Here is an 11,753-nt window from a genome sequence, read left to right as displayed (position 1 = left end):
GACCCGGCTGGTCCAGGGGTGGTCGAGGATTGCCGGGACGCACGTGCAACCTCCCGGCGGCATCACTGCGTTCAGACGGACATGGAGCAGAACAGTGCGTGACGAGGCGGCGTTCGTGGAGTTCGCCGCGTCGTCGCGAGCACACCTCCGGCGCACCGCCTACCTGATGTGCGGCGACTGGGAGCGGGCCTCGGACTTCGTCCAGGAGGGCCTGATCCGGGTGTACGTCCGGTGGCCGCGGCTGGAGCGCAACGGCGGCGAGCTCGCCTACGCCCGCAAGGCCGTGATGAGCGCGTGCCTCGACCACGCCAGGCGGCGGTCCAGCACCGAGCGGCCGCAGGAGGCCGACCCCACGACGGCCAGCGGCGAGGACGTCGCCACCGCCGTGGCGACCCGGGAGACGTTGATGTCCGCGCTGGCCGACCTCGCACCGCGGCAGCGCGCGTGCGTGGTGCTGCGCTACTTCGAGGACCTCTCGGTCGCGGAGACGGCCGCCCTGCTGAGGTGCACCGAGGGCACCGTGAAGAGCCAGACCTCGCGTGCGCTGTTCTCACTCCGGTCCGTGTTGAGCGACTCGCCGACCAGCGAGCAGTCCGAGGGAGCGGTGTCATGGTGAACGAGCTGCGCGAGCTGATGCGGGAGGCCTCGGCCAGCCCGCCCCACGACCGTACGGACATGAGGGCCGTGCTCGGCCGAGGTCGGCGCCGGGTACGCGTCCGGCGCGCGGCGGTCGTCGCGGGAACGTCGCTCGCAGCGGGCGCCATCGCGCTCGGGTCGGTCGCCTGGCTCGACCCCGCGCCGGCCGACCTCGCGGCAGCCGGCGTCCCCCGTCCGGTGGGGCCGACCGTCCGCCTCACCGACGCCGGGCCGGCCGTCGAGGGCCAGGACTACCGCGAGCTGGCGGCGTACACCAACGAGGACCTCGACGCCGACAACGGACAGTACTTCGACGGGGTCACCGACGACGGCCTCGTCCTCTTCCGGGACGGTCCGCGGTCCACCCAGCTCTACCCGCGATTCGCGCTCATGGACCCCGGGACCGGTGAGAAGGACTGGCTGCCGGAGGCGCGCGAGATCGGCCAGAGCCAGCTGTGGGCCGTCGAGCTCAGCGAGCAACGGCTCGTGCTGGTCGGCCCCGGCGAGCCAGCGGAGTCCGGTGACGACGGGGCGATGGCGCTCACAGCACACGTCTTCGACCGTGCGAGCGACACCTGGAGCACGTTACGCTGGACCGGCCTCCCCGCGATCGACGGCCCGTGGGGCGTCCGGATCGGCCCGGACGGTCGCCTCTACGTGCCGGCGCTCGCGACCCGTGGCGAGGTCCCCGAGGGCGGCTGGCCGATGGGCCCCGGCGGTGAGGCAGACGACGCTGATGCGGAGGGCGACACGTACGACCTGTGGTCGGCGTCGCTGACCCACGTGCGCGACGTGCGCGACGAGGGCCTTCGGGTGGGCGCGTTCGCCTTCACCGAGGACGCGATGGTGTGGACCGACTCCGCCAACGGCGCCGCTGGTCGGGTGCACGTGCGCGACCTCGCCACCGGCGACGAGACGTCCTTCGACCCCGCGCTCGGCGAGCGGTGCAACCTCCTCGACTTCAGCGCGGACGGCGATCGCATCGCCATGTCGCAGTACTGCGGCACCTATGAGGGCGGCGTGCGCGACGACCGCGTCCAGGTCGTCACGACGGACGGCGACCAGGTCATGACCGTCCAGGACAACGGGGTCGAGGGCGGTCAGCTGGTTGCGGGTGGCGACTTCCTGACCATGACCGCGTACGACAGGGCCACCGGAGGCACCTACCTCTACGACTTCGAGGAGGGACGGCTGCTGCGGGTCAGCGAGGGCATGTCGTCGTGGACGGTCGCCCACGGGCCCGCACCCGGCGACCGGTTCCTCTGGACCACGCCGGCCGGAGACTCCGCGCTCGGCTTCGGGAGCGAGGGCGCGACCGGCCACCTCGGCGAGATCATCCGCTGACCCCAAGAACCTAGGCTCGTGCGAGCCTCCGCACCGGGATCCGCACGGTGAGGTCGTCGCTGCCCATCCGGATCCGTCCGCGCAGGCCCGTGCCGAGGACGAGAGGCAGCACGGCCGGATTGTCCGCCGCGGTCCGTACGACGATCTCGTCGGCCTCGGAGGTCCGCGCCGCCCGCGCGGTCTCCAGGAGCAGCCGCGACCCGATCCTGCGGCGCCGCCAGGCCGGGTCGACCCCCAGGTCGACGTGCCAGGCGCCCTCGTCGTCGACCACCCAGGTGGCCTGGCCGACGACGACGCCCGCGACGACGGCGCGCACCTCGCCCTCGTGCACCTCGAGGACCGGCTCCTGGTCGGCCGACAGGTCCTGCGGGCCGGGCGCCGGGGTCGCCGCCGCGGCAGCGAGCACGTCCGCCACGAGCTCGGCGAGCGCCCTGCCGCGGGCGTGCTCCGCGGCCGTGAACGGCGCCGTGCGCCGCAGCTGGACCACGACGTCGCCGATCTCGAGGTCCATGCCGTCCATCAACGGCGAGAGCCCCGCGGCGTCCCGGTCGGCCTCGGCGTCGAAGAGCTGCGCCACGACGTCGGGGAAGGTGGCCGGCTCGGCGAGGATGCTCCGCGCCGCCAGGACGTAGCGGGTCGGTTGGTCGGCCAGAGCGGCCTCGGTGCACGGGAGCACGCTCACGCGGGTGGCGCCCGACCGCTCGACGAGGTCGGCGAGGTCGGCGAGCCCCCAGTCGCCCGGCGTACGGAGCACGAGCTCGTCCGTCACGCGGTCCACGCCGGGGAAGACCTGGAGGCCCAGGATGTTCACGCCAGCCGCCCCGCAGGCGGTGGTCAGCTCGGCCAGGGCACCGGGACGGTCGTCCAGGGTCGTCCGCACTCTCCACAACATGTGCCGATGGTGCCCGGGCGATGTTTCGAACGGTGGTGCGAGGTGTGACGCGCGCGTCACATGGCGACGGCCCGCCCCGCCCCCGCCGAAGTGGCGGAGCGCGGAGCGGGCCGTACGGACCTGGTGGAGCGGCCGGTCAGTGGCCGTGGCCGTGACCGTGGCCGGCGGCGGCCGCCGGCTCCTCCTCCTCGGGCTTGTCCACGACGAGCGTCTCCGTCGTGAGCAGCATCGCGGCGATGGACGTCGCGTTGACGAGCGCCGAGCGGGTGACCTTGACCGGGTCGAGGACGCCCTGGGCGACCAGGTCGCCGTACTCCTCGGTGGCGGCGTTGTAGCCGTTGCCGACGCCGAGCTCGCGGACCTTGGAGGTCACGACGTAGCCGTTGACGCCGCCGTTCTCGGCGATCCAGCGCAGCGGCTCGTCGGCGGCCTTGCGGACCACGCGGACACCGGCGGCCTCGTCACCGGTCAGGCCGAGGTTGTCCTCGAGCACCGACACGGCGTGGATGAGCGCGGAGCCACCGCCGGGGACGATGCCCTCCTCGATCGCGGCACGCGTCGCGGAGACGGCGTCCTCGATGCGGTGCTTCTTCTCCTTGAGCTCCACCTCGGTGGCGGCGCCGACCTTGATCACGCAGACACCGCCGGCGAGCTTGGCGAGGCGCTCCTGGAGCTTCTCGCGGTCCCAGTCGGAGTCGGTGTTCTCGATCTCGGCCTTGATCTGGTTGACGCGGCCATCGACAGCCGTGCTGTCGCCGGCGCCGTCCACGATCGTGGTGTGGTCCTTGGTGATGACCACGCGGCGCGCCTGGCCCAGGACCTCGAGGCCCACCTGGTCGAGCTTGAGGCCGACCTCGGGGGCGACGACCTGACCACCGGTCAGGGTCGCGATGTCCTGCATCATCGCCTTGCGGCGGTCACCGAAGGCCGGGGCCTTGACGGCGGCGACGTTGAAGGTGCCACGGATCTTGTTGACCACGAGCGTCGAGAGCGCCTCGCCGTCGACGTCCTCAGCGAGGATGAAGAGCGGCTTGCCGGTCGCGATGACCTTCTCCAGGACCGGGAGGAGCTCCTGGATCGAGGAGATCTTGCCCTGGTGGAGAAGGATGTAGGGGTCGTCGAGGACGGCCTCCATCGACTCCGGGTCGCTGACGAAGTAGGCCGAGATGTAGCCCTTGTCGAACTGCATGCCCTCGGTGAACTCGAGCTCGGTGCCCATGGTGTTGGACTCCTCGACCGTGATCACGCCGTCCTTGCCGACCTTGTCGAAGGCCTCGGCGAGCAGGTCGCCGATGTGGCTGTCGCGGCTCGAGATCGTCGCGACGGACGCCATGTCCTCGCGGGACTCGACCTCGCGGGCCGCCTCGCGCAGGGCGTCGCCGACGGCCTCGGCCGCCGCGTCCATGCCGCGCTTGAGACCCATCGGGTTGGCACCGGCCGCGACGGCGCGCAGGCCCTCGTGGACCATGGCCTGCGCCAGGACGGTGGCGGTGGTGGTGCCGTCACCAGCGATGTCGTTGGTCTTGGTGGCCACCTCCTTGGTGAGCTGGGCACCGAGGTTCTCGAACGGGTCGTCGAGCTCGATCTCGCGAGCGACGGTCACTCCGTCGTTGGTGATGGTGGGGGCGCCCCACTTCTTGTCGAGGACGACGTAGCGGCCCTTGGGGCCGAGCGTCACCTTGACGGCGTTGGCGAGGGCGTCGACGCCGCGCTCGAGCGCGCGGCGGGCGTTCTCGTCGAACTCCAGGATCTTGGGCATTGCTGTGCTCCTCTAGGGGTGTTCGGGGCCGAACGGCACGGATCCCGGCTGGCGCGAGGCCAGCCGGGATGCCAGGTGCGTCAGGAGACGACGGCGAGGATGTCGCGGGCAGACAGGATGAGGTACTCCTGGCCGGCGTACTTGACCTCGGTGCCGCCGTACTTGCTGTAGATGACCTTGTCGCCCACGGCGACGTCGAGCGGGACGCGGTTGCCGTTGTCGTCGATGCGACCGGGACCGATCGCCACGACCTCGCCCTCCTGGGGCTTCTCCTTGGCGGTGTCCGGGATGACCAGGCCGGAGGCGGTGGTCTGCTCGGCTTCGAGCGTCTGGACGACGATGCGGTCCTCGAGGGGCTTGATGTTGACCGACACTTCGGATCAACCTCCACTTTCTCGTACGAGAGATCTTCAGGACGTGGGCTCGTGATCCGGCGGCACGCCGTCGCGGGGGTCGTGCCAGGCTCACGAGCGCTGGCGCTCTCGGGGTGAGAGTGCCAGAGCAGACGCTAGCACTCTGCCCGATCGAGTGCTAGCGGGAGCCGCCGCTGACAGGATGGCGGCGTGGAGATCGAGACGCTGGACTGGCTGCGCACGGCCGAGGGCGCCCGCCTGCTCGCGGCCGCCGACCGGGCTTGGGCGGACCACCCGGGCGACCCGGTGCGGGTCGCGGGCGACGTACGCCGGGTCGAGCCCGACGCGGAGAAGGCCGCGGCCGCCACCACGCAGGCCCAGCTGCGGGCGAAGGCCGTGGTGAAGTTCGGCGAGGCCGCCCACCTGATGTTCTTCACCCCCGACGCGCTCGAGCAGGCGACGCGGGCGCGGGTCGCTGACCACCGGGCCGCCCGGCTCGCCGCCGCGATCCCCGGCGGCAGCGTCATCGACCTCGGCTGTGGGATCGGCGGCGACCTCGTCGCCTTCGCCCGGGCCGGGCTCGTCGCAGGCGGGGTCGACCTCGATCCCGTCCGCGCGGCGATGGCACGCGCGAACCTCGAGGTGCTGGGGCTCCCCGGCGCCGCGCAGGTGGGTGACGCGACGACCGTCGACCCGCGCGCGTTCGACGCCGCCTTCGCCGACCCGGCACGTCGGGGTGGTCGGGGGCGGGTCTTCGACGTGGAGGGCTGGACGCCGCCGTGGCCGTGGGTGCTGGACCTGCTGGCCCGCCGGTCGCTGGTCAAGGTCGCGCCCGGCATCGGTCACGACCTGGTCCCGGTCGGCGTCGAGGCGGAGTGGGTCAGCGACGGCGGTGACGTCAAGGAGGCGGTGCTCTGGTCCCCCGACCTTGCGACCACCGACCGCCGCGCCACCGTGATCGGCGAGCACGGTCTCGCCACCCTCACCGACGAGGACTCCCCCGCCGACGGGGAGGCGGGGACCGAGGTCCGCGAGGTCGGGGCCTACCTCTACGAGCCCGACGGCGCCGTGATCCGCGCCGGCCTGGTGACCGCGGTCGCCGCCGGCGTGGGTGGCGGCCTGGTCGACCCCCACATCGCCTACGTCACCAGCGACGCCTCGTTCCGTACGCCGTTCGCGCGGGGATACCGCGTCGTCGAGCACCTGCCCTACCGCGAGAAGCAGCTCCGTGCGGCCCTCCACGAGCGCGGGATCGGTCGCCTGACGATCAAGAAGCGCGGGGTGCAGGTCGTCCCCGAGGAGCTGCGCAAGCGGCTGTCGCTGCGGGGGGACAACGAGGCGACACTGGTGCTCACCCGGGTGTCGGGGCAGGGGACGGCCCTGCTCGTCCAGCCGTTCTGACCGGCGCCTCTCGTCAGCAGCCGGGGCGTGCGACGCCCGCCACGGTCACGGGCAGCCGACCCGGCGCTGCGGCCTGTCCGGTCAGCACCTCGACCAGCACCTGCATCGCGGCGGGGGTGTCCCCGAAGGTGGCGATCCGGGTCGGAGCGGCCACCCGGCCCAGCACCCACGGGCTGTCGGTGGCCACGGCGACCTGACCGTCGACCGGCGCGTCCTTGAACCCGGTGAAACCGACCTGCGTGCCCGCGGCGAGCCTGGCCTCCTCGCCGGCGTTCCACGCGTCGAGACGCCGTTCGCGGCGGGCCTCGGACCTCTCCCAGGCGCGCACGCGGCTCTCGTAGGCGCGCTTGCGCTCCTTCTTCCGCCTCTCGGGTCGCGGCTTCGCGTCGGTGAGGGTCGCCGGTGCTGCGCGGCGCGCCAGCACCGTGATCCCGGCCGCCTGGGCCGCAGGGGTGAAGGTCCCCACCGCGCCCGGGTCGCCGTAGGCGTGCACGACGTCGCCGACCAGCCGTCCCGAGCACGCTCCGTCGGTGACGGTCACGGCGGCGGCGGACAGCCGTCGCGAGGCGGCCGGCGCCGAACCGCGGGCCTTCCCTGGACCGGAGAGGTGGGTCAGCAGCGCGATCTGCCGCGCGGCCGCCTGCTCGAGGCGCCGTCGGGGCAGGTCGCCGCGGCGCACGGCGCGGACCAGCGCCGCCCGTGCGACGGCGGGCGACGGGGGCATGAGCAGGACGTCCGAACCGGCGCGCAGGGCCTGCACCGCCGTCCGCCCGGGGTCGCGGCCGCGGGTGACCGCCGCCATCTCGAGCGAGTCGGTCACCACGAGTCCCTCGAAACCGAGCTCATCGCGCAGCAGGCCCGTGACGACCTTGCGCGACAGCGACGACGGCACCCGGGGGTCGATGGCGCGGACGTCGAGGTGTCCGACCATCACCGCCGGGAGCCCCGCCTCGACACCGCGGGCGAACGGGACGAGGTCGGACGCCTCGAGCTCCGCCCTCGTCCTGGTCTGCACGGGCAGGGTCAGGTGGCTGTCGGCCGGCACGGACCCGTGTCCCGGGAAGTGCTTGATCACGGGCAGCACGCCGGCCTGGATGAAGCCGGTGGCCGCGGCGACGACGTGCTCGGCGACGACGCCGGGCCGCGACGAGGCTGACCGCGAGCCGATCGTCGGGTCGCCGGGGCCCGAGGTGACGTCGGCGTCGGGCGCGAAGTCGACCGTGAAGCCGAGCCCGCGCAGCTCGCCCGCCCCAGCGGCGTACGTCGCCTGCGTCAGGCCGGGGTCGTTCGCGGCGCCGGTGCTCATGAAGGTGGGGAAGCGGGTCGCCGCTCCCCGCAACCGCTCGACCACGCCGCCCTCCTGGTCGACGCCGAGGAAGAGCGGCCACTTCCGGGGCACCTGACGGGTGAGGGTCCGGTTGACGGCCCTGACCTGGTCGGCCGAGGCGACGTTGGCGCTGAAGGCGATGACCCCGCCGAGGTGCAGGTCGCGGACCATCCGCACCGGGGCCCGGGTGCCTTGCCAGTCGGCGACGATGACCTGTCCGGCGAGGTCCGGCAGCGCCATCCGACCGACGATCCGCGCCGCCCGGTCCAGCTCGTCCCGGGCGGGCCCCCAGCCCTCCGCCAGCCCGAGCTCCTCCGACGGCGTCGGCGGGACGGTGGGCGTGCTGGTCGCCGCGGGGCTCTCGGCCGACCGGGCATCGCCGCCATCGTCGTCACCGCTGCTGCCCGTGCACGCCGCGAGCGAGGCCACCAGCGCGAGGGTCACGAGCAGCGAGGTCGGACGGGGCGGCACCACGCCATGGTGGCACGGACGCCCGGCCCGCTCGTCGGGGAGACGCCCCCGGGAGATCACGGAATCCGCGGGGCGACCCACAGGCGATCCACGAGTGATCAACGTGCAACCCACAGGCGACCCACGGGCGACCCCTGACCGCGTCGGCAGACCTTCACACCTGGCGGGGCCGATCGTGTCAACTTGTTGCGTGGCCCGGGTCGGAGGGCTCTTGTGAGGATCTGCGGAACCCCTTGGGAGAGGAACACCATGACCTCCGACCGATCACCCCGCACCGAGCCGTCGACGCTGCCGGCCCACGTGAAGTACGACATCGACGAGATGCCTCCTGTCGGGGAGGCGATACTGCTCGCGCTCCAGCACGTGATGGTGATGATGGCGAGCAACGTCACCATCCCGATCATCCTGGCCACCGCCATCGGGGCGACGACCGGGGAGACCGTCTTCCTCGTCCAGGTCGCGCTGTTCGCCGCCGGTCTCACCACGCTGATCCAGACGATCGGCATCGGTCCGGTGGGCGCGCGGCTGCCGGTGGTGCAGGGCACGAGCTTCGGCTTCCTCGTGGTGTCGATCCCGCTGGCACGGGACTACGGGCTCGCAGCGGTGCTCGGCGGCGCGCTCTTCGCCGGCTTCGTGAAGTTCGCACTGGGCTTCAGCCTGAGGTGGCTGCGCAACCTGTTCCCTCCCCTGGTCAGCGGCATCGTGGTGCTGGTCATCGGTATCGGCCTGCTGCCGACCGGCATGCTCCTCTTCGCTGGCGGCAACGGCGCGGAGGACTTCGGCTCCTGGGAGAACCTCGGCCTGGCCAGCCTCGTCCTCGTGGTGCTGCTGCTCGCCTACCGCTTCGGCCGCGGGATCATCGCCTCGGCCTCCGTGCTGGTCAGCCTGGTGGTCGGCTACCTCGTCGCGATCGCGCTCGGGAAGGTCGACTTCACCCCCGTGGCGGACGCGTCGTGGTTCGCCTTCCCGACCCCGCTCGAGTTCGGAATGGACTTCCCGGCAGCGGCCTTCATCGCCATGGGCGCGATGGCGATCGCGGTCTCGATCGAGACGATCGGCGACCTGTCGGCCATCACCAAGGCAGGCGCCGGACGCGAGGTGACCGACCGCGAGCTCGCCGGTGGCGTCATGGGCGACGGGGCAGCCACCAGCATCGCCGCCCTGTTCTCCGCGCTCCCCAACACCACCTTCGGGCAGAACGTGGGCCTGGTGGCCCTCACCGGCGTGATGAGCCGCCACGTCGTCTCCATCTGCGCCGGTTTCCTCATCGCCCTGGGCCTCGTGCCCAAGCTGGCCGCGGTCATCACCGTGATGCCCGCCGCGGTGCTGGGCGGGGCGGCGGTCGTCATGTTCGGCATGTTGCTCGGGGCCGGCATCCAGCTGCTCTCCGAGTGCCGCCTGGACCGTCACGACCTGATCGTGATCGCCGCGTCCATCGGCGTGGGCCAGGGCTTCGCGGCCGTTCCCGCCGCGGCCGAGGTCATGCCCGAGTCGCTCCGGGTGCTGATGATCTCGGGCATCCTGCCTGCCGCGCTCATCGCGGTCGTGCTCAACCTCGCCCGTCCGGCACCCGAGGTCGGGGCCGCGTTCGTCGACGTGGACACCGCCCTTCCCGAGACCGTGCGCCGGCCCGACCGGCAGTAGGCACCCGGGCAGCAGGCAGCGGCTGAGCCGCCCGGCGTCGTACGCGCCGGGCGGCTCAGGGCGGCTCAGACCGAGAGGCCCTCGCGCTCGGCACCGATGGTGGTGTCGGGGCCGTGCCCGGTGTGCACGACGGTCTCGTCGGGCAGCTCGAGCAGGCGACGACGGATGGAGTCCACGATCACGTCGGAGTCGGAGTAGGAGCGACCCGTCGCACCCGGCCCACCCTGGAACAACGTGTCACCGGTGAAGACGCAGCCGAGGTCGTGGACGTAGAGGCACACCGCACCCGGCGCGTGGCCCGGGGTGTGGATGACCGTCACGGCCGCACCACCGATGGTGAGCGTCTGGCCGTCGGACAGGTCGACGTCCCACAGCTCGGCGCCCTCCTCGTCGCCACCGTGGGTCAGCTCCCACAGCGGCCGGTCGTCGGGGTGCAGCAGGATCGGCGCACCCGTACGACGACGCAGCTCGGGCGCCACGCGTACGTGGTCGTCGTGCGCGTGCGTGCACACGATCGCCTTCACCGTCCGGCCCGCGACGAGTCGGAGGATCGCGTCGACGTCGTGGGGGGCGTCGACGACCAGGCACTGCTCGTCGTCGCCGATCACCCACACGTTGTTGTCGACCTCGTGGGTCTCCCCGTCCAGGGAGAAGGTGCCCGAGACGACGGCGTGGTCGACCCGCGCGCTCACAGGACGACCACCGATCGCAGCACGTCGCCGTGGTGCATCTTCTCGAACGCGGCCTCGACGTCGCCGATGCCGATCTCCTCGGTGACGAAGGCGTCGAGGTCCAGCCGACCCTGCTGGTAGAGGTCGACCAGCATCGGGAAGTCGCGCGAGGGCAGGCAGTCGCCGTACCAGCTCGACTTGAGCGACCCACCGCGACCGAACACGTCGATGAGCGGGATGTCGGGCATCTTCATCTCCGGCGTGGGCACCCCCACCAGGACGACGGTCCCGGCCAGGTCACGCGCGTAGAACGCCTGCTTCCACGTCTCCGGGCGACCGACGGCGTCGATCACCACGTCCGCGCCACCCTCGTGACCCGTCCCGTCCGGCGGCGGCGTCAGCGACCGGATCGCCTCGACCGCGTCGACCTCCTTCGAGTTCACCGTGTGGGTGGCACCCAGCGTGCGGGCCTGCTCGAGCTTCCGGTCGTCGATGTCGACGGCGATGATCTTCGAGGCTCCCGCCAGCGCGGCGCCGGCGATCGCGGCGGCACCGACGCCGCCGCAGCCGATCACGGCGACCGTCGAGCCACGCCCGACATTGCCGGTGTTGATCGCCGCACCCAGACCGGCCATCACGCCGCAGCCGAGGAGACCCACGGCCGCGGCCCGGGCCGACGGGTCGACCTTCGTGCACTGGCCGGCGGCGACCAGCGTCTTCTCCGCGAAGGCGCCGATGCCCAGCGCCGGCGACAGCTCGGTGCCGGCCAGGTCGCCCTCCGCGAGCGTCATCTTCTGGGTGGCGTTGTGGGTCGCGAAGCAGTACCACGGCTCACCCCGGTCGCACGCCCGGCAGTTGCCGCACACCGCGCGCCAGTTCAGCACCACGAAGTCGCCGGGAGCCACCGACGTCACGTCGGGGCCGACCGACTCGACCACGCCCGCGGCCTCGTGGCCGAGCAGGAACGGGAAGTCGTCGTTGATGCCGCCCTCGCGGTAGTGGAGGTCGGTGTGGCACACCCCGCAGGCCTGGATCTTGACCACCGCCTCGCCCGGGCCGGGATCGGGGACGTTGATCGTGGTGAGCTGCACCGGCTCGCCCTTCGCGAGCGCGACGACGGCCTGGACCTGCTGCATGTGTGTGCCTCCTGTGGGTCGGGTCGACGAGAGCCTTGCAACGTCGACCAAACAGATGCAACCACCTCCCGGTCGGTCGCGTCCTCATCCCGACACGCCACGCACGACGGCACGAGGAC

The 11,753-nt window shown here is 72.4% G+C and carries 10 protein-coding genes; 4 read left to right on the top strand and 6 right to left on the bottom strand.

Annotated elements, in window-relative coordinates:
• Positions 1 to 94 precede the first annotated feature (94 nt).
• Together ACNKF0_RS04475 and ACNKF0_RS04470 are read left to right on the top strand one after the other, a co-directional pair.
• On the top strand, positions 95 to 616 hold the full coding sequence (locus tag ACNKF0_RS04475) for a SigE family RNA polymerase sigma factor (RefSeq protein ID WP_416956101.1): 522 nt from the start codon (positions 95 to 97) through the stop codon (positions 614 to 616).
• Entirely contained in the window at positions 610 to 1,980 is a 1,371-nt protein-coding gene (locus ACNKF0_RS04470; RefSeq protein WP_416956099.1) for a hypothetical protein, read from the top strand. The genes ACNKF0_RS04475 and ACNKF0_RS04470 overlap by 7 nt, the downstream gene beginning before the upstream one ends.
• A 10-nt stretch (positions 1,981 to 1,990) precedes the next feature.
• On the opposite strand, the gene ACNKF0_RS04465 is transcribed toward ACNKF0_RS04470, so the two are convergent.
• From ACNKF0_RS04465 to groES, 3 genes are all read right to left on the bottom strand, one after another.
• On the bottom strand, positions 1,991 to 2,860 hold the full coding sequence (locus ACNKF0_RS04465) for a GNAT family N-acetyltransferase (RefSeq protein WP_416956097.1): 870 nt from the start codon (positions 2,858 to 2,860) through the stop codon (positions 1,991 to 1,993).
• Between the two features lie 148 nt (positions 2,861 to 3,008).
• Positions 3,009 to 4,631: a chaperonin GroEL gene (gene groL, locus ACNKF0_RS04460; RefSeq protein ID WP_299922535.1), complete on the bottom strand. Its 1,623-nt coding sequence runs from the start codon at positions 4,629 to 4,631 to the stop codon at positions 3,009 to 3,011.
• Positions 4,632 to 4,711: 80 nt separating this feature from the next.
• On the bottom strand, positions 4,712 to 5,005 hold the full coding sequence (gene groES / locus ACNKF0_RS04455; RefSeq protein ID WP_056605525.1) for a co-chaperone GroES: 294 nt from the start codon (positions 5,003 to 5,005) through the stop codon (positions 4,712 to 4,714).
• Between the two features lie 189 nt (positions 5,006 to 5,194).
• Between groES and ACNKF0_RS04450 the strand changes: the two genes are divergently transcribed.
• Entirely contained in the window at positions 5,195 to 6,385 is a 1,191-nt protein-coding gene (locus ACNKF0_RS04450) for a THUMP-like domain-containing protein (RefSeq protein WP_416956094.1), read from the top strand.
• Between the two features lie 13 nt (positions 6,386 to 6,398).
• Here ACNKF0_RS04450 and ACNKF0_RS04445 read toward each other — a convergent pair whose 3' ends face one another.
• A complete protein-coding gene (locus tag ACNKF0_RS04445; RefSeq protein WP_416956092.1) occupies positions 6,399 to 8,183 on the bottom strand; it encodes a glycoside hydrolase family 3 N-terminal domain-containing protein in 1,785 nt (594 codons plus the stop codon).
• A 249-nt stretch (positions 8,184 to 8,432) separates the two neighbouring features.
• Here ACNKF0_RS04445 and ACNKF0_RS04440 point away from each other — a divergent pair, with 249 nt between their 5' ends.
• Positions 8,433 to 9,827, top strand: a complete 1,395-nt coding sequence (locus ACNKF0_RS04440) for a uracil-xanthine permease family protein (RefSeq protein WP_416956090.1) — start codon at positions 8,433 to 8,435, stop codon at positions 9,825 to 9,827.
• A 65-nt stretch (positions 9,828 to 9,892) separates the two neighbouring features.
• Here the strand turns inward: ACNKF0_RS04440 and ACNKF0_RS04435 are convergent, their stop codons facing one another.
• Entirely contained in the window at positions 9,893 to 10,519 is a 627-nt protein-coding gene (locus tag ACNKF0_RS04435) for an MBL fold metallo-hydrolase (protein ID WP_416956088.1), read from the bottom strand.
• Positions 10,516 to 11,634 carry an S-(hydroxymethyl)mycothiol dehydrogenase gene (locus ACNKF0_RS04430; protein WP_416956086.1) on the bottom strand — a complete coding sequence of 373 codons (1,119 nt, stop codon included), beginning with the start codon at positions 11,632 to 11,634 and terminating at the stop codon, positions 10,516 to 10,518. Before ACNKF0_RS04430 ends, ACNKF0_RS04435 begins: the two co-directional genes overlap by 4 nt.
• Positions 11,635 to 11,753: the final 119 nt, after the last annotated feature.

This window comes from Nocardioides sp. T5 (genome assembly GCF_048161455.1).
Taxonomy (GTDB): domain Bacteria; phylum Actinomycetota; class Actinomycetes; order Propionibacteriales; family Nocardioidaceae; genus Nocardioides.
Note: the sequence above shows the minus strand (reverse complement) of the source record. Positions and strands in the feature narration are given on the sequence as shown.